Origin of the sequence: Paenibacillus sp. AD87, from assembly GCF_001659845.1 — a bacterium.
Taxonomy (GTDB): Bacteria; Bacillota; Bacilli; order Paenibacillales; family Paenibacillaceae; genus Paenibacillus; species Paenibacillus marchantiae.
On sequence record NZ_LXQN01000007.1, the window covers coordinates 3,674,929 to 3,698,713 of the forward strand.

Here is a 23,785-nt window from a genome sequence, read left to right on the forward strand (position 1 = left end):
AAACCGATCACAACTCTGGATAGTCGTTTCGCCCAGGTCAGTTTCCCTTCAAGGTCAATCTGAAGATTTTGGATTCCGCCGGTTCCAGTGAGACCGTAAGCTCTCCAGACGTTTCCCCTTGTGAGCCTTCCCACAGATCTTGCAAGCTGTATACGGCATTGACGTTTAGCCCGGCCCGCTCCAGCGAGATGGATTTAACCGCAGCTTGTTCAGCATCAAAGTTGAAGACGGCGAGATAGAAACTTTTCTCTTCCGACGATTCAAGGACAAACACGTCAGAAGACAGCTTCCCAAAATCACCTTCAACTGGTCGGAAGGTTTTGCCCATACGAGCAACGTTCAAAATATCCTTGTTTCCAAGCCATTCTTTTGCTCGTTCGGCAGCTTCCTCTTTACGGAAGTCATCCCCGAGTAGAAGCACCGTACCGGAAATGACTGAAGCAGTCAGACGGCTACGTCCTTCATGCCAGCCGGTAGCTTCCTGGTTGAAGCTCTTGTATAACACCGAATGATCCGGATCATTGTAGCGATAGAGCGTATTGCTCATCCACCAACCGTGTGTCAGCGAGTTCAGCAGATATTCCGTATCCGCAAGTGTACCGAAGACATCACAGGAAATACGGCGGCTGTGGGCAAAAGCATATGGAAATAATGGAGCGATGGACAAGTTAATGAAAAATGGCCGTCCGATTACTTCTGGCGAGAGCTTATGCTGCAAATAAGACATGCCATAATGATAAGCCGCGATCCCTGTTGTAATATTCGGATTGTGGTGCTGTCCCTCCAACGAGCCATGTGCCACGAAATCCAGTTTGATATATTCGAAACCTTCCGAGATGAATTTATCCGTGAACCAGTCGATTCTTTGCAGGTTGCCAGGATGTGTCGGGTCTATCGCCAGACCACCGTCTACATCTGGCAGAATTTCGCCCTCACTGTCACGCAGCAGGATATCTGCATAGGTGTACTTGCCGTTCGTTCCTTCGACCGCTTGACCGAACTGATCAGGTCCTCCCCAGAAGGCAAATGGGGTCCAGTACGTTCCCGCTCTATGTCCGTTTTGCCGTACTCGGTCCAGTGCGCTCTTCATCTCTTCCGGCGTGAAATTGTCCCAGAAAGCATCAAAGTTGATATATAACGTATCCTCATTCTCGAATCCAAGCGGCTGCACTTCATTTTTCAGAAAATCGCTGGTCGCTGTATATAGATCATAGTCCAGATCACTCATAGCCGCAGACCAGCTGTTCCATCCGATGGGGACACCGCCCTCCCAAGGTAATTGAGCCTCAATCCAGCTATTAGCCTGACCGTAGGCTTCAAGACCTTCACGGTAGTCTTCATAGAACCCAACGAATACCAATGGAGATTCAACTCTTTTTCCCTTCACATAACCATGAGGCTGGGAATCGCGAGTCAGTTCACTCACGGCACCGCCATACAGATCAAGTCCCTCGATATGTCCGCTTTTTTCGCTTTGCATACGAATCCCTGTTTTCCATACCTTATGCGTAAGGGAACCCATCACAATTCCCCGGCGGCTGTCGGGCGCGAACAAGACTGTCGCCTCGTAACTCTCCACATCAAGCGGCGGCTTAACCACCGTATATCTGACCCATTTATCGTTGTCAAACGGAACACGCAGAATGCTTGGTTCATTCTGGTCGGATTCTCCGCCGAGTGATATGGTTTTGGATTGGATGACAGCCATGCGATTCGCCTTAAGCTCTTCATCACCGACTATAGCGGTCTGCACCAGTACATACGGTGAGGATTCATACATATAGAAATGCTGCTCCAGTTGCGGCAGCAACGATGCTTTATGCAGAACAACCAAGCGGATGCCTTTTCCAAAACCTTCTCGAACAATATCTTCCTGTGCCGTCAGCTCATGGTTCTGATAATGATCCGTGCTGTATTCCCGGCCCTGCCAGCGAAAAGCACTACGAATGCCCTTTACATGGGAAGAATGGTTGCCGATAAAGGACACTTCACCATTTTCAAGATTGATCTCCAGGCTCACGTGGCCATTTGTAACGCTTACAAGATTAACATTCTGTTGCTGCACTTGTACGGCTGTATCGCTAGTTAGCATCATATGCCTCCTTATTGTTGCATGCTGTGCCCTGAGCGGAGCTGATCATGTCTCTCCTGCCCAAGTCTGCCCTCATTATAAAGACCGAATAGAGCATTTTCCATGCAACGATCTTCCGATCCATAATGCGATTTAACTCAACTTAATCTTGTAAGTACGTCCTGCAAATGTAGGGAAACCTATGATATTTGAATCGGTTTCCTCCGTTTCAACCACGCTGCCGTCAAGCGTTACCACAATTGGACCTTCACCTCTAAGCACACACTCCCGACCCAGGTGTGAAGTGATGTGCGCTTCTGCAAGTTGTCCGTTGTCCCACCGGATACTGACCTCAAATCCGCCTCGGGCACGCAGGCCGGAAACATTGCCCTGCTGCCAAGCATCCGGCAGTGCAGGTAGCAGTTCCATATAAGGACGGTGAGATTGCAGCAGCATCTCAGCTATCCCGGCAGAGGCCGCGAAGTTGCCGTCGATCTGAAACGGAGGATGTGCGCCCAGAAGATTCGGATATACACCGCCATGGTTGTATTGTTCCGACGCTCCATCTCTGACCAGACGCAGCATGTTGGAGAGCAGATGCAGGGAACGATTTCCTTCCCTGAAACGGCTCCAAAGTGCAACACGCCATCCCAGGCTCCAACCCGTGCTTTCGTCTCCCCGCCGCTCAAGGGAGGTTCTGGCGGCGACAAACAACTCTGGTGTCTCTTCGTCCGAAAGCTGTCGACCCGGATACACGCCTACCAGATGCGAGGTATGCCGGTGGTAAATGTCCTCATCCTCATAGTCCTTCGCCCACTCCTGCAATTGGCCATATTTCCCGACTTGCAGCGGCAGCAGACGCTCACGGATGCTCACCAGTTCTTTTCTGAAATCCGGGTCCGCTCCAAGGATCTCCGAGGCTTCAATACAGTTGGTAAACAACTCCCAGATCAATGAGATATCCATGGTTGAACCCGGACTGACCGCTGCTACGCCTTCCTCTGTCCGGAATTTATGCTCCGGCGAAGTTGAAGGTGAAGTCACAAGGTGACCGCTACCATCGTCAATGAGCCAGTCCAGTGCGAACAGCGCAGCTTCCTTCATCACTGGATAAGCGGAATTTCGCAAAAACGTCTCGTCTCCGCTGAAGGCATAATGCTCCCATAAATGCTGGGTCAGCCAAATACCGCCCATCGGCCAGAAGGCCCAGCTTGGATCACCGTCACCATAATTGCCCACCGGAGCCGTCTGTCCCCAGATATCTGTGTTATGATGCGTGGTCCAGCCTCGGGTGCCATAGTTGACCTGTGCGGTCTCAGCGCCCTTCTTCGCCAAATTGCTGATCAAGTCCAGCAAGGGCTCATGGCATTCAGCCAGATTGCATATTTCAGCCGGCCAATAGTTCATTTCAGTATTAATATTCAGCGTATAATTGCTGCTCCAGGGAGGACGAGTTACTGCATTCCATATGCCCTGAAGATTCGCAGCCTGCGTTCCCGGACGGGAGCTTGCTATCAGCAAGTAGCGCCCATAATGAAAGAGAAGCTCCACAAGCCCCGGATCCTCCGCCCCATAGGTCGTAATCCGCTGTTCAGTGGACATCTGCTCCGGAGCAGGTGAATTCCCCAGCTGAAGCTTCACCCGATCGAAGAGCAGACGATAATCCGCAATATGGGAGTCAAGCAGGCTGTCATATGGCTTGGCTACCGCCTCATTCAGAAATGAACTTGCAGTGAAGGAAGCATCTTTCCCCTCGACTCCCGGAATGGCATCCATACCATTAAAACTTGTTGCCGCACTGAAATAAAAAGTTGCCGTTGTCGCACCCAATACATGAATTCCACTGCCATCCACAGTTACCTGTCCGTCCTCTGTCTTTACCGCTAGCTGTCCTTCAAAGACCATGCCCTTGTTATTTCCGGGGTCACCGTATCGGATCGGATCGTCGCTTGCAACATAGCTGGGATCGACATGTTCAGGGGCCGTTCCTTCCATAACAAAGCGGCCTTCCCTAACACTAGTCACATGCCGAAGCGGGCTATCCAGTGACGCATGTACATTCAACGCACCTTCCACACTCGCAGCCAGCCGCAGTACAAGTACCTGATCAGGATGCGACGCAAACATTTCACGGGTATATATAACATGGCCAATCTGATATTCAAGGCTGTGCACTGCATGTTCTACATCCAGCGTCCGCTTATAGGAATGGTAGATGTTCCCGTGCTCAAAACGTAGGAGTAAATCCCCGAAAGGCAGGTACGATTGAGTGTAAGGTCCCATCATTTCTCTGGTCAGCGTGTCCGCTTCTGTATAACGTTCCTCCTGTAACAGCTTGCGGACCTTTGGCAGAGCGTCCTTTGCGCCAGGATTGTTGCCGTTCTTCGGATAACCGGACCATAAAGTATCCTCATTTAAGCTGATTTTCTCCTGCTCCACTCCACCAAAGATCATACCGCCCAGACGGCCATTACCAATGGGAAGCCCTTCCGTCCATACATGTGCAGGTTTGTCATATTGAAGTTTCATGTGCACTCTCCCTCATGATTTCTCAATTGCTAGTCAATACCTTCTGGAACATTAGTGAACGTATTATCCGCAATGTCAACCTCGCTGCAGGCTATTGCATAGACTGCTTCTTCAACGCCGGATAACTTTCCTGTCTCGCTGGAGGAACATATTTTATTCGACTTGAAAACCAACCCACAAGTGGATTTGGCGCTTAGAATCGGGACATCACTACAAGTTTCGAAACGATTATTCAGGATAACGACCTGTCGGTGGACCGGAGCGCTCTCATCAACCACCACATTCTCCGGGGATATGAATATCACGGGATGCTCACTGCCGCCACATTCAATAAAATGGTTATCGGAGATCGTCACATCCTCTACCCTTCCGGACTCATACCAGGACTCCGCATCCACCGCAATCAAAATAGCATTCATGGACATGCGTTCAAACGTATTCCCGCTAATCAGCACTTTCCGACGAGTCGTTACGAGTATGCCTCGTGTTGGTACTCGGGCAAAATGATTATTTGTAATTTCCACTTCAGGTGTCCAGGTTACATTCTCAATGACATCATGGTTGCCAATACCGTCCGGTACCGGATGAGCAAGAGTCAATAAAAGCTCACGAGCACTTAAACGCTCAACCGCAACCACATTGTTGGAGGCGTAGGTCGTCAACGAACCGGAACGGATAAATTCGATTTCATCACCAGGATAAAATGCTGGAAGCCCATACGTCTGGGGATGCATGAATCGAACCTTCACACAATCTACTGCTGGCTGATCTACAATTCGTAAATAGGTACCGTGGACATTGACAGGATCATCATGCGAACCGGAAAAATAGCTGTTCCTTACGGTAACCTTGCCTCTGCAGCTGGAGATGTGCAGAAAATCTGCAAAGCTGGCAACTGTCCGTTCCGTTTCGGTGCGGGGAGCCAGGTTCATCCGTGAGAAGGTCAGATTTGTGCTGAACTGTCCGACGACCCCGAGTCCGTGCAGAAAATGCAGACTCACGTCTCTCCATGTTATATCCGAGCATTCGGTCATAAAAGCTCCAACTTGATCACGAATGCCATCGCGGTTTTGTAGTACATGCCCAGGGACCACATCAGGTTGAAAATTAAAATGCAAACGGATGGTCATGGGCTCAAGTTCTTCCACAGATTGGGTCAACTCCAACCAATTGTCGATTCGCCAGGTTGTATTCTGCAATGGATCATAGGTTTGCATAGGACCTTCCGCAAAACTCCAGCCTTCACCGAGCCAGGTTAGCCTGTTGTCCCGAATGTGATAACGGGAATCGGGGTGAACCCGCGCATCGAAATAATGCTTTCCACTTGCGATAATCGTCATCTCGGTCACCGTCGGCTGGTGATAGTCTGTACGCAGGTTGCGAATCTCTACATTTATGCAATTGTCCAGCAAAAACAGGGTCTGTTTACCGTGGAAAATAAACAGGGAGCCGTTGCCCTCCAGTGTTACATCGTTCAAACCTTTCAGCAAAATGGCAATAGTCTTGGTTACGTCTGGATTCTCTTCTTCACTCGTCGTATTGGAGATATAATAAGGCGCCCGAATCGCCTCCTCCGGGTAGAAATGATATCTGCCTCTAGCACAGTCCAGCACCACCGGACCAGGGATTTCGGCCGCCGCCTGAATGGCACGAGCCATGGCTGGCTGGGTGTCCAACTCAGAGTCCGGCACAGCGCCATAATCCGTCAAACTTATCGTCGTGAAATTCGTGATATCTTCTTGTTCTGTCACAGGAATGATGATCCCACCCTTCTTGGTATGTAACACATCCATTGCTTCTTCTATCATCTATCATCACATATACTCCATCATCATACTTCGCTTCTGCCTAAATACAAGGAAAATCAGGTGCCGGTACATCATAGGCACCTGATTCCGATATCCCTCTTAATTACTTGCTTGTGTCATATGCTTTTTGCAAAATTTCCAGATAACGATCGAGCTTCAGGTTCTGTAAACCTTTCACATAAGCATCCCAGTCCTTATTCAAGTCCTTGTTGCCTGTGATGAATTGCAATTCATTTTGCTCAATGTAGTTTCTGATGTTGGTTTGCAGTAAACTGGCTTCGTCAATTTCGTTTGGATCAATCCAGACGGACCAGATCGGGAACAACTCTTTCGGCTCATGCCCTTCGTACAACAGCGATGCGTCATATAATCTGCGCTCATAACCATTGGATGCATAAATATCTGTGCCTTGAACGAAGGTATCACGATATTCTTTTGGCATATAGAAGTGAGCCATACCACTCCAGCCCGCATTACGTGGTGCCTCACCTTCAGCCATAGGGATTTGTTTCACTACAGGTTTAACGTCTTTACCCAGTGCCACATCACCTTCCACCGGGTCAGTCCAGTCAATCCCCTTCATACCACTTGCACCGTTTGTTTGGCCTTCTGGTGTGAACATGTAATCAACCATTTTGATCAGGGCAATCTGCGCTTCTTCACTTGCCTTGTTTGTGATTACAAATTTCGCTCCTGGAGATACACCGCCCGCATCATGCGTCGCATAGGACACACCCTTTGGTCCAGAAATCGGTGCCAGCGGGTTATAGTGCGCCGAGCGAGTATTGCCTTCGTCAATGTTTACGAAAATTGCGGGATGCATAGCTGCACCAGCACCCAAAATTTCAGCGTCAGCATTTTCACCGATTTTCTTGAACGCTTCTGCATTTTGTGTGAATGCGCCAGGGTCAATCAGACCTGCATCAAAGAGGGACTTGATGTAAGTCAATCCGTCTTTCCATTCTGGTGTAATTGCCGCAGATTGAACTTTCCCATTTTCCATTTTCAGGTAATTTCTGTCATCATCATAGACAAATGCATTCATCAGGAACGGAATAATCCGTACGCCGAACTCCTCTATGGAACCACTCAGCGGCACCTCGTCTGCTTTGCCGTTTCCGTTCGGGTCCTGCGTTTTAAATGCTTGCAGCACGTTTTTGAATTCTTCGGTAGTCTTTGGCATTTCCAGATTCAGCTTTTTCAGCCAATCAGTATTAATCCACATCTTGCTCGGATAGGAGCAGTGGAAACACTCCGTATACGCAACAAGTCCATAGATATTGCCATCAGGTGCTGTATTAAGCGTTTTCAAATTAGGGTTCTTCTCCATAGCTGCTTTGATGTTGGGAGCGTATTGATCAATGAGGTCGTTCAAAGGAACGAGCACACCCTGCTTGCCATACTTCAGCAGATCTGCCTGAGAGAATTGGTCTATATAGTGGGTCAGCAGATAGGCATCAGGGTAGTCGCCGCTTGCCAGCGAGATTTGCCGCTTTTCCTTGGCTCCATCCGATGGGTTGATCTCCCAATTGAATTTGATATTGAATTTGTCTTCCACAAATGCAGTGAATTTATTGGTCGGAATATCAATGCTAGAGTCCTGAACCGCGAACACGCTAATATTCACCTTGCCGCCCTCTTCCGAGCTCCCCTGTTGTGCAGTAGATGAGCTGCCATTGGAACACCCGCTCATGACAACTGTGAATGCCACTACAAGCATCAATAACGTTACCATACTTTTCTTCAAATCTGATCACTCCCTTTTTGTAGTTTACCAGTTGAGACGATGGTACCTTGCGTATGAACTGTCTATATCTTCTTTCTCCATACACCGAATCTAAGGATCAACCCTTAACGGAACCGACCAGCATCCCCTGTACAAAATGACGCTGTACAAATGGATAGATGACAAGTACAGGCAAAGTGGCGACCACAATTAACGAATATTTTAACAGTTCGGTAAGCTGCTGTCTTTCCACCATTTTCGCGACGTCCATGGCACCCGAACCATTATTTTGAATGATGATACTTCGCAAGATGAGTTGCAGCGGGAACAGGTCTGCCGATTTGAGGTAGATCAGGGCATCAAAGTACGCATTCCACTGCCCCACAGCATACATGAGAACCAGCACGGCGATGATCGGCTTCGATAACGGGAGTACAACACTCCAGATAAATCGCATATCACTACAGCCGTCAATTTCACTGGCTTCCAGAAGCTCCCCCGGAATAGAAGATTGAAAGAACGAGCGAGCAATAATGACCTGCCATACCCAGATTGCATTCGGGATCAGTAACGCCCAGCGAGTATCAATCAGATGAAGCTGCTTCACAACCATATAAGTCGGAATCAGCCCACCACTGAAAATCATGGTAAAGGTAATGATCATCATCAGGGTGTTTCTGCCGAAAAAGGTTTTGCGTGACAACGGATAAGCAATCATGATGGTCAACGCTACACTGATCAGGGTACCTGCGACCGTATAGAAAATGGAGTTACCGTAGCCGATGAGAATCTCAGGTGTATTAAATAATGCCTTGTAACCGTTGAAGGAGATATCTACGGGCCACAGCCATACTCGACCGGAAGTTACTGCTGCCGGGCTGCTGATTGAGCTGCTTACGATAAATATCAGTGGGTAAATGACCACCAGCGCCACGATACTGAGCAAAATGTAAATTGTAATCAGAAACGTTTTGTCCACAGCGGACTCTTTAATCTTGGTTTGAACGTTTGCAGCCATAGGTGAACTCCTTTCCTACCAAATGCTATTCTTAGTAACTCTCTTCGCCAAACCATTCACCGTAACCAGTAAGACCAGATTGATCAGTGAGTTGAACAGCCCCACCGCAGTTGCAAAGCTATAGTTGGCATTCAACAGGCCGACTCGGTAGACATAAGTTGCAATGATTTCAGAATTAGCCAGATTGAGCGGATTCTGTAGCAGGTAGACTTTCTCAAAGCCAATCGCCATGACATTTCCGACATTCAGGATCAAAATGATGACAATGGTTGGCACCAGCCCGGGCAGATCCACGTGACGAATTTTTTGAAAACGCGAGGCTCCATCGACTTTGGCCGCTTCGTACAATGTGGGATCGATTCCGGCAAGTGCTGCCAAATAAATAACCGCACTGTAGCCCGCAGTCTGCCAAATATCGGACCAGACATAGATCGAACGGAACATGCCCGGCTCACCCAGAAAATTCACGGAATCCAGCCCAAAGAAGTTCATGGCGATGTTCACAAATCCAAGCCGTGGTGCCAGGAACAGCATAATCATGGACACCATCACGACTGTTGAGATGAAATAGGGTGCAAAGGATACGAGTTGGACGAATTTCTTGAACTTTGCTCCGCGTACCTCATTAATCATGAGTGCGAGCACAATCGGAATTGGAAATCCGGCCAGCACTAAATAGCCGCTAAGTAAAATGGTGTTCTTCACCAGGGTCCAGAATAATGGGTTCTCAAAGAACAGACGAAAGTTTTGAAAACCAACCCAATCACTTCCCCATATCCCCTTGATGACGTTATAGTCCTTAAAGGCAAGAACCGCATTGATCATCGGATAATACTTGAAGATGAGAAAAAATAGCAAGGGCGGAATCACCAGTAGATGTAACTGCCAGTGCTTCATCATTCTTTTGCGGGCATTGGTCAGAAAACCAGGTGCCTTCGGCTGTGTTGATGTCTTGTGATTTAATACGATTTCCTTCTCCAGAACAATCCCCCCTTACTAGCTGTCTGCGATGCGTAATTTATGATAGCGCTTTCTTGATTCTGATCATAGTCGATTTTGATGTCCCATAAACAGGTACACCTGCGACGTTAAACGTACAATTATCCTGTTTTTGGGGGCACACATCCGCAGTACGACAGCCATTTCCCCATTACGGGGGCGTATTTGCAAAAAAAAGACCGTATTGTCCGGAACACGGACAACACAGCCTATAGGTCTTCCTTTCATTTAATCGTCAACCGATTGTCTATACACACTGGGCGAAACGCCATTCAATCGTTTGAAGGCCCTCCTAAAGGAGTGAGAACTATTGTAACCTACCCGTGACGCAATTTCGTCCACCGTATAATTACTCTCTTTTAATAAAATCACAGCCTGATCCATTCGGACTTTGATCAGGTGATCGGAGAAATTAACCCCCGTAAACTCTTTGAATAATTGAGAAATGTATTTCTCAGGCCGCTCCACATGCTCTGCCACCCGATACAGAGTCAGCTCTGTATCTGAATACATTTTCGCAGTATATTCCTTAATCTGTTTGATGATTTGAATATGAGCATCCTTCTTCTTGTTTGCAATAACGAAGCAGAGCTCTTCCATGATTTCATAAAACTCAGCTTTGATCGTTTCGAGCGGCTCCGAGGAACCAATATCAATGACCCTCCGTTTCACATTCTCGATGGAGGCATATTCCGTAAACGCCTTTTGATCCAGCAACTTGAGAAAAGTCCCCTTCATTTCTCCAACAAGTTGATGCTTCATTTCCATGGACAGTTCCCGCTGCTCCATGTTCTGCACAATGATTGCATCGACAATCCGTTTGGCCTCTTCAAGTTCTCCTGCACGAATGGTGCCAATCAGTCGCTGCTCCGAATCCAGCGGGTAATAATACGTTGTATTTTCGGTTTGGGCTTCGTTGTTCCACATCATACCTTTTTTGTTCATGTAGACTGCATACTCCAGCGCTTGGTTGGCCTGATCAAAGGAAAGGCTGACCTCTGTCAACGATGTGAAGAGATTTCCGAATCCTGACTGGATGGTGATCCTGTATTCATTGAACACATACTGTGCCAGATTCTCCATGATATGCGTGATATCTTCCTTTTCACGATCCAATTCGGAGTCGGTTTCCTTGGAAAAGAACAGGATGACCACTTTATCCGAGCCCATATCGGTCATCAGGACGTCCACGTCCAGTTCAGCCAGAGCCTGCTTCAACAGTAATCGGGAGGCATTCAGTTCATTCAGGATCTCGACGCTGTCCATACTGGCATAACCCTTAATCTGGACAATTCCAGCATATCCCGTGCCTTGATACAAATTAATATCTGCCTGTTCGGCAGCGGAAAGAATCTCATCCCGCGATTTGAATTCGCCGGAGATCAGCCGCTTCAGGAAGGCATCCCTGACCAGTGGGAGCTGGCGATTTAATTCGGATTCAAGCAGCTTGTTCTTGGTGAGCATAGCAGCGATATTTCCACTCAAAAAGTCAAATTCATTTTTGGGAGCCGATTCATCCTTCCCAAACTGCTCTTTCATTACACTTAACAGTCGATTGATTGGAACGCTGTTGCGATAAGCCAGCACAAGTCCAACAATCAGTCCGATGAGCAATGTGCCGCCCGTAATCAGCATCGTCATCCCCTTGATCCTGTTTGCATTCTCCATCAGGACATGACGGGGAATACCCGCTTGGTATACCCATCCGTTCTTATCAGATCTTGTAGTGATCACGAGATCATCCCCATAGAACTGGCTGACTCTGCTTGGGTCAAAATGAGAGTCCGAGGCCATTTTCACCATCTCGGGCTCAGAGCTCCCTTGCAGCGCAATGGTATTGCCCTCCGCATCGCTGATATGAACCCAGCCACCGTATCGGTCATTCAGGCTGGACAACAGACTAAGAATCATTTTCTCGTCAATGATTACAACGGCGACTGCCGGTGAAGAATCATTGAAGCTGTCCAGAGGCAATGACTGCATATATGTGATTACCGAAGTCTGCTTCCCCCTACTGACATAGGAACTAAGCGGTTTAATCTCACTCCGGTGGGTCTTCCCCAACACGTCCTTCATCCATTCTTCCAACGAAAGATCGTTATAACGAAAATCAGTATAATAGTGATTCGGTCTGTAAGAAGAGCCCGGGGTCAAAATTAGATTGTAATTCGCAAGATAAATATAATAATTTTGCAGAAAATCATTGGTCTGTCCAAAGGTTAACACATTCTCCATCGTTCTCCATATTCCATATACGTTGGTTTCGTTGTCCCTTTCATTCATCAGAACGTTCAGTTCCTGATTAACTGCAAGCTGTCGGGTGAAGCCCTCCACTTCCGCCATGCGGCCCTCCAATATTTCCTGGCTTTTCTGGAGTTGGGTAACACTATTCTCAATGGAAATGGACTGTGTTACGGAGATGGAAGTTAGATAAGACATATAACCGCCAATGCTGGGTATAACCAAAATGATCACGTAGGAAATTAAAAATTTACGAAAAACATTGGAATATTTAATGGGTAACCCTCCTCCCCCTCCTTGAGGTATTGGTAGCGTTATCAAAGATAATAATATTTTCCGGGTTAGTCAATTGTTTTATCTCATTCTTCAATCGCGTTTCATTCGGGAATGAATAAAAGGCAACGATAAAAAGACGATTATCATTGCTTTTTTTAACATTTCCGAAGTTCTTTGGTTTGAGATGATAATTCCTTATCATTCAGAAAAAAGGGGCCACGATGGCCCCCAATCCTAGTTTACATCATTTCTTCTTTGGTTCTTCCACCTCTGATCGGGCTTTTACAACCTGATCGACAGATGCTGCTTCAACATCGCCAAAGGCCCAGTGTGTGGAAGGAACATCCTTCCACTGTGGCTGCGAAACGTTCGTGAGCGGTGCTCTGCCCAAAGCTCTGTTGATTGCTACAACGGCTTCCGCTCTTGTCAATAAAGCATTCGGTCGAAAAGTTCCATCTTTATAGCCTTTCAGAATGCCTGCGCTTTGCGCTTTCAAAATGGCTCCCTTGGCCCAGTGGCTGCTGATATCAGAAAATCCATCGCCTGAATTCTCGGAATCCGGACCGAGAAGGGCTACGAGAGTGGCCATCTCTGCACGAGTCAATGGCTGATTTGGCTTAAAAGTCCCATCCTTATAACCATTCATCAACCCTATCTTGCTTACCTTGGCAATAGCGTCGGCTCCCCAATATTCTGACTTAACGTCACTGAATGCAACAGCAGATCCTGTGCCTTCTTTCTCAGATACCATTGCGAGTATGGTTGCCATCTCTGCACGGGTGAGTTTGTTATCCGGCTTGAACAACCCGCCCGGATATCCTTGAATATACGCCTTGTACGGAATATCTTGACCACCCTTTGTTCCTGTTGTCCCGTCTGTAGTTACGGATTCAGGAGTTGGCGCAGGCACAGAAGTGTCTGAAGGCTGGACGACTGGAGTCGATGGTCCACTTGGATTGGATGGACTACCTGGATTCGACGGATTCGTTGGTTCACCGTTTCTAGTAGGGACAGTAAACTTCAGTTGATCGGCCAGCATGAGCTCACCGGATTTCTTCACAGCTTTGAATGTATGCTGGCCTTTCGACAGTCCCGAGATGCTGTAAATCTCCTGCTGAATCTGCCGGCTTGGACTGTAGGCGTTCACGGTCTGCACCAGCTGTCCGTCTACATAAATATCCACTTCGCCTTGTTCAGGTCCGGTAGGTGTAATCATGCTTATTCCAGTGCCCTTGAAGGTGTATTCGAAAGAATCCCCGTCCACCACCGTAGAATGCACATCATTGAGATAATCACCGCCGAAGGCAAAGCTGAGGTTCAGCGTCCCCGCTGACTGCGCAGCAAGATACGATTTTTTCAGTGTAACTCGGTTCCCTGCAACTGTATAATCGGACCCCGGAACCAGATCAAGTGATCCGTTAGTAATACCACTAAAACTTTCCGCCTGTTGCAGCAGCGTCACATCAATGTCCGTCTGAGCGGAAGCTGACTTGTCGAAATCCGCGGTTACCGGATTAATTAGATTCGGAAGCTCAACTTTGAGCATATCGAGCAGCATGTAGTCACCCGATTTCTTCACTGCCTTGAGCGTGTGCTGCCCATCCGGCAGCCCCGAGATGCTGTACAGGTTCTGCTGTGCCAGCCGACCGTTACGATGGGCGCTGACTGTTTCCTTGAATTGGTCGTCAACATAGATATCCATGTCTCCCTGTGACTGGTCAACCTCCGTAAATAACTGGATCCCTGTTCCCTTGAAGGTGTATTCAAAAGAATCATCGTTTTTTTCGGTATACTGCACATCGTCTTTATAGTCACCCAAACCTCTGCCAGTGCTTCGTGACCAGGAGCCGTTGTACTTGATTGCCGGATCGTCGTTATTGATCATTATAAATCGAATGCCCGTAGTATCGTTGATCCTTATTGCCAAAGACTGGGGATCACCCGCGCTAAAGATTACGTTTAGACTCGTTGTCCCTATAGGCAGCTGCGTGAGGTACTGCTTCCTGATAGTCAGCTTGTCATTGACCACCGTGTAGTCGTCTTCACTGAGCAGCGCCCCGTCATTTTCAACGCCGGTCAGCGTATTGCCGTTCAAGGACAGCCTCACGGTGACATCCTTCTGTTGTTCCGTCTCCTTGTCAAAATTTGCAGAGGTCGGACTAATGGTGCTATTCTGCCCTCCAGGAGGAATTTCCATGGTTACTCTAAGCGCATCCAGCAACATATACTGGCCCGAGCCCTTGACCACCTTCAAGGTATGTGGGCCGTTGTCCAAATCAAGTTTGCTGTACAAAACCTGCTGGACTTCCCTTTCTCCACTGGTATAGGCGTTTACAGTTTCAGGTACTCCATTATCGAGGGTGACAATCATGTCTCCTTGGTCTTTATCCTTCTCCGTCAGTAGTTCAATGCCTGTGCCCGTGAAACTATACTCAAAATAATCGCCGTCTTTTTCAGTAAAATGCACATCGCCATTGTAATCACCGTAACTTCTGCCGGTATTGGAGTTCCATGAGCCCGTGTATTTAATACTGATGTCATCATCATTAATGTAGACCTCATTGGTAACACTGGCATCTTCCACGGAAATTGAATTTGCAGCATTGTCAGCTTCAGCGTCCAAGGTACCCCCTTGACTGCTATTCGCTGGACCAGTGCCAGAGGAATCCTTAATTGCTATGCTCAGATCCTGTCTCCCATCTGTCTGCTCTTTGCCCCCGTTGCGCTGCCAATCCCCGCTATAGAGCATGCCTGTATCATCGTCATTGACGGCTGATGTGCCGTTCAGTGCGGTTACTTTAAGCATCCGCGAAGCATGGGGTTCCAGCACGCCACCACTGAATTCATGATTAAAATTCCCCAGCTCGGAATGGCTCCAGAGATCACGGACAGAAGCCGGACCGTTGAGGCCAAGATCGCTCCATTTGACTTTAACCTCCGCACTCTGGTCGCCCAAATTGAACAAGGCTACACTGTAAGTACCATCTCCGTTATTGGCATACCAAACCTGCTGCTTGGTCTCCATGGAAACCGGATGGCCTGGACGTCCGGTCTGATTGACGGCAATGACTTCGTCATTCGTAAGCAATTCCAATCCATAGCTGTCCAGCCTTGTTAAATCATTACCTGTATAAAGCGGTGCTGAAGAGATAGACCAGAAGGTCGTGGCCGTTTGCCGCTCAACCTTGGTCAGACCATCCATCGAGCCATTCCCGACATTCAGTGAATCGAAGTCGTTCCAGCCTCCGGGACCTGCATCCCGCCACCAGAGGGCAGCGATGGGGAACAAGCGGGAAATACTCGACCATTCGGTCAATCCCTTACTGCTGTCGTAGGCTTCAACGTCCCAGTCGATCCTCCAGCCGTTTGCATACTTTTTCCAGAAGTCCACGTAATTGTGATCAAGCGCCCAGGAAAGCTCAAACCAGATGTTATTTCTGTCCAGGGCTTTGGACCATGCCTCCACATCACCGCGTGCATCCCGGCTCAGGTTATTAATTCCCGATCCTGGCGTCACACTGTCGAATTTGACAAAGTTGATTCCCCACTCGCCAAGAAGATCCGCGATGGAGTCAATGTACTTCAGTGAGCAAGGGTTCGAAAAATCAATTTTGTACGTGTACGAATCCCAAGCATCCATAACAACGAGCGGTTTTACTGCAATATCTTGCATATGACATGCCCCGCCCGTACCATAAACCTCAAGGTTTTTATCATAGGCTGTGATTGATAATCCAGGAATCAGATAGATTCCGATCTTCTGTCCGTTATTATGGACATAATCAATAACCTCCTGAAATCCATTTGGATAAAGAACAGTACTCGGAATTGGACGGCCGTATTCATCTTCGTCACCGTTCCAGCCAGCATCAATATTAATGTATTCATATCCATGGGCTTGCAGCTTCTCGTGCATGGCATCCGATTGCTTCTTAATACTCTCGGCCGATGTCCAGTTACCCGCCCCGTCATATACCTGCATGCTGTAACTACTCCAACCCATATACGGCTTTTGGGCCAGACTCTTATCTGCTGCTTGTGCCACATTACCTGTCGTTCCCATAATTCCGAACTGCACTGCTGCAATCATGAATACCATGAAACACATTGCCATCCTTTTTCCGATTCGTTTCAAATTATCCCTACCCCCTCTGAATTTGGTCGTTCAAATCCTTGTTGATAGCGCTTCCATACGAGAAGAGAATAGTGGATGATGGATACTCAGGATAGGTACAATTCGGTATTTTACGTACAATAAACCTGAAATATAGGGGCAAACCGTCGCAGAACAAACACATTTCCATTAATGGATAAATAAACAAATAAAACTTCATCTTTGCTCAAGTCGAGGGAAAGGGTTGAAAACAATTATGATGAGCAAATATCAAAATCTGCAAACAAATAAAAAAGGTTCCGAGAGTGGCAGCAATGCCATTCTCGGAACCTTTTTCGTGTTACATATGATGCGGTCGAGAGGACTCGAACCTCCACGGGGGTTAGCCCACACGGACCTGAACCGTGCGCGTCTGCCAATTCCGCCACGACCGCGTATGTCTTATCTCCGAGAAATTATATCGCGGCGACAAGAGATAATATATCATGTGCAGGTAATTAGTGTCAACAAAAAAAATATAATTTCGCCTTCAATGATAAAGCTTTTTATAAATTATATCTTTGAAGGCCAGTTGCCATACCAGGCATACCAACCTCTTCTTTCCTTATCGATATCGCTGAGTTTGTATTTCACAACCCCATCACGTCCTACGAAGATCGGTTTATCCGTTCCAATTTCGTAAAAACGTGCCCAAATTGGCGATGCACCTGAATCAGCTACGAGTTTGCTATCTCCGTTTTCTCTGACATACTTGTATCCTGTAATTTTCACGTTGTTGAACCAGGCTTCTGCCGCTTGAATGGAAGCCTTAATTTTCGAGTTCGACGGTCTTGTTTTCAAAAACTTTACAATCGTACTGCTCTCTCCAGCACTTAGAGAAGGCACTTCATATATCCTTGCTCCTGCAGGTTTTAGGGAGCTGGAATCATGCTGCTGTCCCCATGCAGTCAGTTTACCATTTGCTACAACCTGTGTATTGAGAATAGCATCTACACCTTTGGCAACTGATTTTTTACTGCGATCCGCAAGAGAGCTGTCGATGAATGAGAAATCACCTTTACGTGCACCTACTTCATCCAGCATGTACATGACATTAATCATGGCATCGTCGTTGAAGGTAATGTGTTTGTGATAGCCTGAGCTCTGGTATACTTGTGGCCATCCTCCATTGGAGTACTGCATATTTAACAAAAAGTTGATTCCTTTGATGGCAGCAGCCGAATATCGCGGATCATTTGTCTTTTTAAATTCCTTCGCTAATCTTCTAATTTCTGAGTATGTAGCTTTATTATCAATCGTAGATTTGGCCCACTCACCACTTGTTTCTTTGTAATCCTTCTTCCATCCCCCGTCAGGACGTTGATTCTTCAAAATATCTGAGATACTTGCTGTCGTTCCAGATGCGTCTGCAGCAGATACCTTAGCAGCAGGCTGAAATACCATTCCGACAACAGAGAAAATCATTGTACATGCCATTACCAAAGATGCAAACCTTGCTTGTGCCTTCAACATCGTTTAGAACACTCCCCAATTCATTTTCTGCAAACTGTTTTCCTTGAGCGTCTCCCCTCCTTATATTTGTTTTTAAACTCAAACTATTTCTTTTCATCCAATAAGTGGATTATACAAAAAGAATTCTATGCAAAACAATGAATTTTGTTAATAATTGCAACAATATGTAACAAATTCTTTGTCTTAACCTATAGGTATCGTCTAATCGAAATGTGAGAAAGCCAATAAATTATCCAATTTTTCTCCATTTGAAACAGTAGTTACTTTTTTGTCATCTATTAAAACCCAATATTCGAGTTATTTCTACATAAATAGCGATAATTCCGTTAACATTGAGATGATAAGAAGTGTTCAAAATCGGTTTGACATTTTCGCATTTATGCAATATAGTTTCAAAAGGTTACAAAAACTTAATTATTCATTTGCCGAGTTTCATGTTTGAAAACGGGGGAACCATTTTGGGTGAATTATTCTTATACATAGGAAATATAGGGAACCTTCTACCGAACCCTTAGCTAACTCCGTAGGCATCGAAGGGAGAACAAAAATTTTGAAAAAGCTTATCATCTCCATTTTTGGAGCAGCAGTTCTATTTACATCCGGTGCAGCAAGCACAGAGGCAAGCAGTATTAACACCGTCGTTAACAACATGACTGGCATACCTTACAAATGGGGCGGCACAACAATGGCCGGATTTGATTGCTCTGGATTTATGAGATATATTTTCAACAAATATAGCATTGAATTACCACGCACTTCCCAGCAACAAGCTAAGGCCGGAACTCCGGTATCCAAAGCTAATCTGCGTACTGGTGACATGGTATTCTTTAATACGATGGGCAATGGCATTTCACATACAGGTGTATATATCGGGGGCGGACAGTTCGCTCATGCTTCAAGCAGCAAGGGTGTCAGCATCACACAATTATCCAATCCTTACTTCAACGATCGTTACGTAACAGCACGCCGGGTAACAGGACAATTTATGTATAACAAAATGCTGGGCAAAATATAAGTTTGATTTGATATAGCGCAAAGAGGAGGCTCCGGGTGAATCCGGGACCTCCTCTTTGTTTGGGGCTTTTGTTTACAAATCCGGTGTGCTGTAGACTTCTATACTTAATGTAAAGCCTTCTGTACTCTCATTGCACCCTGAGACAGCGCATGGCCTCCGCCTACCGCTCCAGCCACAGCAACCGTCTCCATAATCTCCTGATCGGTCGCTCCTTTGGCACGTGCCTCTTCCACATGGTAAAACGTACACACCTCATTGTTCGCAAACAGTCCAATACCCAGCGCAATCAGCTGTTTGGTCTTGGCATCAATCGCCCCTGCCTGAAAACATTCTCCAGTGAACTCATGATAAGACTTCACCACAGCTGGCAGCACATCGCTTAATTCACCAATCTGATCTTTATAGGCATGAACCTTATCATTCATCAGTGTCATGGTTACCGCACATCCTCTCGGCTGATATGTTACAAGCTCTCACTGTACCTATCTTCTCTCCGGAGAGGTGTAATTATGCCAAAACATCCATGGTAAATGAACCTAAATAGGCATGTCCTATTCTTCGAGCAGGCTCTCGCGTGGTTCGCTGAACAATTGATATCGGTAATTCCGATCAAGCTTGACCACACGCCGATTCTGACGGCGAATGAGTACCTGCTCCCCGTCCCAAGCCACTACAATACCTGTCACATCATTGGACTGAATCTCGTCCCGTACTACCCTTACTTTTTCACCCGATAAACGCAGTGCATCCAATTGTGCATCACTGATCATATTTATGGCGCCTACTTTCCCAAAAAAATTATTTACAAAAAGAGACCTAAATGAAAAGTCATTTAGGTCTCACGTGACTGTATTGGACTGTCATGTCATTCGAAAGTATGTCCCGACTGAAAGTTACCGCTGCGCGTGCTCTTTGCTGTCGTTCTTCTCAAACCAAAAATCAAGCACTTTGGCGGACATCACACGTTCTTCAAGGTACTCCACTTGATGCGGTGTAAATTGTTCTTTCCAAGAGAAGGACAACTCTTCGCACAAGCCTACAATCGTCAGCAATTCTGACCAGGCAACGTAGCGTTTGTACCAGAAAAATTGAGGATGTTCAATCATATAGGGATAAAGGTCATCGAATTCCGTATGTTTACAATCCAGGGCACGCTCAAAATGTACTTTCGATTCCGCCAGCTTATCAATAAAAAATTGTTCTGTTGCCGGTTGGTTACCCATGGTGTTGCCTCCTCTCCCTAACATAACCCCATTATAAATGAAATCAGCGGTCATGCAAAGGCATTGTTATAAAAATAGGCACTTTTTCCTTTAAAAAGTCACAATTCGTTATCGTCAAATTGCACGGTGCCATCGTTCAGTGAACGAATGCGCACCAACGCTTCAACCGGGATGCCCTGCTCACGAATAGTGCGCGCTCCGGCCTGAAAACATTTTTCGACCACGACACCGAATCCAACCAGTTCCGCACCCGAACGTTCGATAATTTTGATGACACCACGAGCGGCATCACCATTCGCAATGATATCGTCAATAAACAAAATACGGTCATTCTCATGAATATATTCACGCGACACCATAATATCCGTTACGATCCCTTTGGTAAAAGAAGGTACTCTTTCACAGTAGGCGTCGGGGTCAGCCAAAAGTGTTTTTTTGCGACGAGCAAATACCAGCGGAACACCCAGTTCATGTGCGGCAGCAAAGGCGACCGGAATCCCGGAAGACTCCACTGTAATGACCCGAGTTACACCACTTTCACGAAAACGAGCGGCAAATTCACGTCCCATTTCCATCGTCAATGCAGGATCAATCTGGTGATTCAGCAGACCATCCAGCTTCAGCACCTGATCTGACATGACTACACCTTCTTGTAAAATTCGTTGTTTCAATACTTCCATAATTTGACCTCCCAAGCCTATCCTATGACGTAAAAGTATCATAGATCCGGCTATCAGTTCAAGCGAAATTGCCTTTGCTCTTGTCCAGAGCATAGAAATGACCCTATGTCACACTTCAATTGTCATGACTTTGATGGGTCAAGCATACCTTGTACCATGGCACCCGCATGTCCAAACTATTCAGGGGCCTGAGAGGGGAAACGCATGAAACAGGCATTTCGGGTGCTGCAGATCGCATTTACATACATTGGAACGGTAGTAGGAGCCGGCTTTGCAACAGGACAGGAGATATTGCAGTTTTTTACCCAGTATGGCAAATGGGCCACCATTACCATTGGCTTATCGACCATGCTCTTTGTCTGGTTAGGTACAAAAATGATGCTGATTGCCCATGATACCGGCTCGCGCTCATACGAAGATCTCAACAAGCATCTATTCGGTCATAAAGCAGGAAACTGGATTACCTGGGTTACCCTTCTTATTCTCATCGGAGTAAACAGTGTCATGCTGGCCGGAGCAGGGTCGGTCTTTGTAGAGCATCTGGGGCTTCATTACCAGACCGGACTGATTGTTACCCTTATCGGTACATATCTGCTGCTTGGACGGGGCATTCAGGCTATTCTGCAAATGAACAGTATCGTAGTGCCAATGATGCTCCTGCTCTCTCTGCTTATGATCACCAGCACCATACATCATCCCGGCGCAAACCGATTTATTACATTAACCACGGACAGCAATCCAATCCAGGTCTGGTTATCTCCTCTGTTGTATACTTCATTCAACCTGGCACTTGCCCAAGCTGTACTTGTTCCGGTGGGGAATCAGATTCGCAGCCGAAAGGTACTGAAATGGGGCGGCGTTCTGGGCGGGATTGGTGTAGGATTCATGCTTATGGCAGCCCACTTCGCCATGTCAGCCCAGATGCCTGGCATCACGCAATTTGAAATTCCAATGGGCAGCATTGCCTTTCAACTTGGATGGGTAGTCCAGTCTATCTATGTATCCCTGATTTTTATGGAAATCTTCAGTACATTTGTAGCCGATATTTATGGAATGACCCTCCAACTCAGACAGCATGTCCACGTACATCCCAAACTAATCATACTGGCCATCATGCTGCTATGTTATTCGCTTAGCCAGTTTGGGTTCAGCTCCCTGCTCTCTATCCTTTACCCCATTTTCGGCAGTTTGGCACTGGTCTGGGGTGCAAAATTAGTAATGGATCGATGGGGAAGCTTTCGAGGTCGTAACAAACACCTATAACAACGTATTTTTGTTGCGAAGCATCATTTCCCTAAACATAAAAAAAGCCGCTGTTCACACAGCGGCTTCCTTCTTTTCCCTTTCCAGAAGTTAAAACTGGCTCGGGAATTGCAAATACATTTTTTTCAGTTCATTGACCGATCTACCCAAAGAGTAATGGGTTTTGGCCTTTTCGCATGCCGAACGAGCGAGCTCATAACGGTACGCCGGGTCAACCATCACCTTCTCCAGCGCTTCTGCCAGTGCAGACGGATCTTCTGATGGCACCAGCAAGCCGTTACTGCCGTTCTCAATCTGTTCGGGTATGCCGCCAACATCTGTACCTACAAGGGCAAGACAGCTAAGCGCTGCTTCCGCGAAAACAGACCCGAACGCCTCCGCCCGCGAAGGAAGTACAAAGATATCAAAAAATGGCATGAATTCCTCAGGGTGCAGCGTGTAACCATAAAAAATAGTCTCATTATAAATGCCCAGCCGCTGGGCCAATTCTTCCAAGTCTGGACGGATCGGTCCGTCCCCAATAATATGAAGCACATAATCATGTCCCCGGGCTTTCAGTTCGGCACAGGCTTTGAACAGAATATCCAGCCCTTTCGCCGGAACCAGACGGCATACGGTGACCAGCTGTGGTATCGCGTTCTCATGGGGAATTGGCTTAAACCTTTTCTCATCAAAACCATTCGGAATCACACCGATAACTTCGGGGTGCTGTACATAAGGCGCCAGATAACGACGGAAAGAATCCGATACTGTTAACAACCGCTCTGCCTGGTGCTCCAGCTCACCATAGATGGCCAGCAGGAATTGATGCTCCGGTCCGTTCGGCTCAATCCGTCCATTCAGTATCAGCTCTCGCTCATAACTGGAGTGGATCGTTTGAATGAGAGGAACATCCGGGAAAACCTTCTTCATTGCAAGCCCCGCAATAGGATGATGGGCATGAATCAGATCGTAAGGCTTCTGAATACGCAGCTTGGTCCACCACAAATAATCCCGGTAGGTTTGCATATATTTTTGCACGACAGGACTATCCTGATATTGGGTCCAATCGAACGTCTCAAACTGGATATCTTCCCTGCCCTTGTTGCGAATTCGCTTAGGCAACGAGAACAGATCCATCTCCCACCTCGGGGTTGTAAACCTCTCTTGCATATACGGAATCATAGAGGATACACCTCCGGGCTGCTCCGGAGGAAAGAAAAGCGCCTGCAGCAATCTCACCGTTAGTTTCCCCCTTTCTAGCATAAATCTTTTCATTACATCTTCAATCATGATATATCAGAACATATGTTCAGTAAAGGTACAAAATG

Annotated in this window: 16 protein-coding genes, 1 tRNA gene and 1 riboswitch; of the genes, 2 read left to right on the forward strand and 15 right to left on the reverse strand. The window is 46.9% G+C overall.

Features of this window, described 5'->3' with window-relative positions; translation table 11 throughout:
• Positions 1–37 precede the first annotated feature (37 nt).
• From gpAD87_RS15990 to pelA, 10 genes are all read right to left on the reverse strand, one after another.
• Positions 38–2,095, reverse strand: coding sequence for an alpha-galactosidase (locus gpAD87_RS15990; RefSeq protein ID WP_064639179.1), 2,058 nt, complete (start codon positions 2,093–2,095; stop codon positions 38–40).
• Positions 2,096–2,224: 129 nt separating this feature from the next.
• Complete coding sequence (locus gpAD87_RS15995) at positions 2,225–4,600, reverse strand: glycoside hydrolase family 95 protein (RefSeq protein ID WP_064639180.1); 2,376 nt, start codon at positions 4,598–4,600, stop codon at positions 2,225–2,227.
• Between the two features lie 29 nt (positions 4,601–4,629).
• Positions 4,630–6,408 carry a right-handed parallel beta-helix repeat-containing protein gene (locus gpAD87_RS16000; RefSeq protein WP_231952590.1) on the reverse strand — a complete coding sequence of 593 codons (1,779 nt, stop codon included), beginning with the start codon at positions 6,406–6,408 and terminating at the stop codon, positions 4,630–4,632.
• A gap of 103 nt (positions 6,409–6,511) precedes the next feature.
• Positions 6,512–8,155, reverse strand: a complete 1,644-nt coding sequence (locus gpAD87_RS16005; RefSeq protein ID WP_064639181.1) for an extracellular solute-binding protein — start codon at positions 8,153–8,155, stop codon at positions 6,512–6,514.
• Positions 8,156–8,252: 97 nt separating this feature from the next.
• Positions 8,253–9,152: a carbohydrate ABC transporter permease gene (locus gpAD87_RS16010; protein ID WP_063564773.1), complete on the reverse strand. Its 900-nt coding sequence runs from the start codon at positions 9,150–9,152 to the stop codon at positions 8,253–8,255.
• A 15-nt stretch (positions 9,153–9,167) separates the two neighbouring features.
• Positions 9,168–10,052: an ABC transporter permease gene (locus tag gpAD87_RS16015; RefSeq protein ID WP_143805411.1), complete on the reverse strand. Its 885-nt coding sequence runs from the start codon at positions 10,050–10,052 to the stop codon at positions 9,168–9,170.
• 327 nt (positions 10,053–10,379) lie between these two features.
• Complete coding sequence (locus tag gpAD87_RS16020) at positions 10,380–12,494, reverse strand: helix-turn-helix domain-containing protein (RefSeq protein WP_231952592.1); 2,115 nt, start codon at positions 12,492–12,494, stop codon at positions 10,380–10,382.
• A gap of 418 nt (positions 12,495–12,912) precedes the next feature.
• Complete coding sequence (locus gpAD87_RS16025) at positions 12,913–16,758, reverse strand: X2-like carbohydrate binding domain-containing protein (RefSeq protein WP_231952594.1); 3,846 nt, start codon at positions 16,756–16,758, stop codon at positions 12,913–12,915.
• Positions 16,759–17,132: 374 nt separating this feature from the next.
• Positions 17,133–17,216 (reverse strand) — tRNA-Leu (locus gpAD87_RS16030).
• 118 nt (positions 17,217–17,334) lie between these two features.
• A complete protein-coding gene (gene pelA / locus gpAD87_RS16035; RefSeq protein WP_064639183.1) occupies positions 17,335–18,294 on the reverse strand; it encodes a pectate lyase in 960 nt (319 codons plus the stop codon).
• Positions 18,295–18,707: 413 nt separating this feature from the next.
• Positions 18,708–18,839: riboswitch (cyclic di-AMP (ydaO/yuaA leader) on the forward strand.
• Between the two features lie 5 nt (positions 18,840–18,844).
• Between pelA and gpAD87_RS16040 the strand changes: the two genes are divergently transcribed.
• Entirely contained in the window at positions 18,845–19,309 is a 465-nt protein-coding gene (locus gpAD87_RS16040; RefSeq protein WP_064639184.1) for a C40 family peptidase, read from the forward strand.
• 104 nt (positions 19,310–19,413) lie between these two features.
• Here gpAD87_RS16040 and gpAD87_RS16045 read toward each other — a convergent pair whose 3' ends face one another.
• The 4 genes from gpAD87_RS16045 to gpAD87_RS16060 form a co-directional block, all read right to left on the reverse strand.
• The gene (locus gpAD87_RS16045) at positions 19,414–19,743 is read right to left on the reverse strand and encodes a carboxymuconolactone decarboxylase family protein (protein ID WP_062322073.1); all 330 of its coding nucleotides are present in this window, start codon (positions 19,741–19,743) and stop codon (positions 19,414–19,416) included.
• A gap of 117 nt (positions 19,744–19,860) precedes the next feature.
• Entirely contained in the window at positions 19,861–20,079 is a 219-nt protein-coding gene (locus tag gpAD87_RS16050; protein WP_063564777.1) for a hypothetical protein, read from the reverse strand.
• A 123-nt stretch (positions 20,080–20,202) separates the two neighbouring features.
• Positions 20,203–20,532, reverse strand: a complete 330-nt coding sequence (locus tag gpAD87_RS16055) for a hypothetical protein (protein WP_024629266.1) — start codon at positions 20,530–20,532, stop codon at positions 20,203–20,205.
• 98 nt (positions 20,533–20,630) lie between these two features.
• Positions 20,631–21,212: a xanthine phosphoribosyltransferase gene (locus gpAD87_RS16060; RefSeq protein ID WP_063564778.1), complete on the reverse strand. Its 582-nt coding sequence runs from the start codon at positions 21,210–21,212 to the stop codon at positions 20,631–20,633.
• Between the two features lie 204 nt (positions 21,213–21,416).
• On the opposite strand from gpAD87_RS16060, the gene gpAD87_RS16065 reads away from it, so the two are divergent.
• Positions 21,417–22,475, forward strand: a complete 1,059-nt coding sequence (locus tag gpAD87_RS16065) for a YkvI family membrane protein (RefSeq protein WP_063564779.1) — start codon at positions 21,417–21,419, stop codon at positions 22,473–22,475.
• Positions 22,476–22,565: 90 nt separating this feature from the next.
• Here the strand turns inward: gpAD87_RS16065 and gpAD87_RS16070 are convergent, their stop codons facing one another.
• Entirely contained in the window at positions 22,566–23,696 is a 1,131-nt protein-coding gene (locus gpAD87_RS16070; RefSeq protein ID WP_064639185.1) for a glycosyltransferase family 4 protein, read from the reverse strand.
• Positions 23,697–23,785: the final 89 nt, after the last annotated feature.

Bases quoted from the DNA above. Each gene is read 5' to 3' on its own strand.
- gpAD87_RS15990 (WP_064639179.1), bottom strand. From the start codon at position 2,095: ATGATGCTAACTAGCGATACAGCCGTACAAGTGCAGCAACAGAATGTT.
- gpAD87_RS15995 (WP_064639180.1), bottom strand. From the start codon at position 4,600: ATGAAACTTCAATATGACAAACCTGCACATGTATGGACGGAAGGGCTT.
- gpAD87_RS16000 (WP_231952590.1), bottom strand. From the start codon at position 6,408: ATGATAGAAGAAGCAATGGATGTGTTACATACCAAGAAGGGTGGGATC.
- gpAD87_RS16010 (WP_063564773.1), bottom strand. From the start codon at position 9,152: ATGGCTGCAAACGTTCAAACCAAGATTAAAGAGTCCGCTGTGGACAAA.
- gpAD87_RS16015 (WP_143805411.1), bottom strand. From the start codon at position 10,052: ATGATGAAGCACTGGCAGTTACATCTACTGGTGATTCCGCCCTTGCTA.
- gpAD87_RS16020 (WP_231952592.1), bottom strand. From the start codon at position 12,494: ATGGCGGAAGTGGAGGGCTTCACCCGACAGCTTGCAGTTAATCAGGAA.
- gpAD87_RS16025 (WP_231952594.1), bottom strand. From the start codon at position 16,758: ATGATTGCAGCAGTGCAGTTCGGAATTATGGGAACGACAGGTAATGTG.
- pelA (WP_064639183.1), bottom strand. From the start codon at position 18,294: ATGTTGAAGGCACAAGCAAGGTTTGCATCTTTGGTAATGGCATGTACA.
- gpAD87_RS16045 (WP_062322073.1), bottom strand. From the start codon at position 19,743: ATGACACTGATGAATGATAAGGTTCATGCCTATAAAGATCAGATTGGT.
- gpAD87_RS16050 (WP_063564777.1), bottom strand. From the start codon at position 20,079: ATGATCAGTGATGCACAATTGGATGCACTGCGTTTATCGGGTGAAAAA.
- gpAD87_RS16055 (WP_024629266.1), bottom strand. From the start codon at position 20,532: ATGGGTAACCAACCGGCAACAGAACAATTTTTTATTGATAAGCTGGCG.
- gpAD87_RS16060 (WP_063564778.1), bottom strand. From the start codon at position 21,212: ATGGAAGTATTGAAACAACGAATTTTACAAGAAGGTGTAGTCATGTCA.
- gpAD87_RS16065 (WP_063564779.1), top strand. From the start codon at position 21,417: ATGAAACAGGCATTTCGGGTGCTGCAGATCGCATTTACATACATTGGA.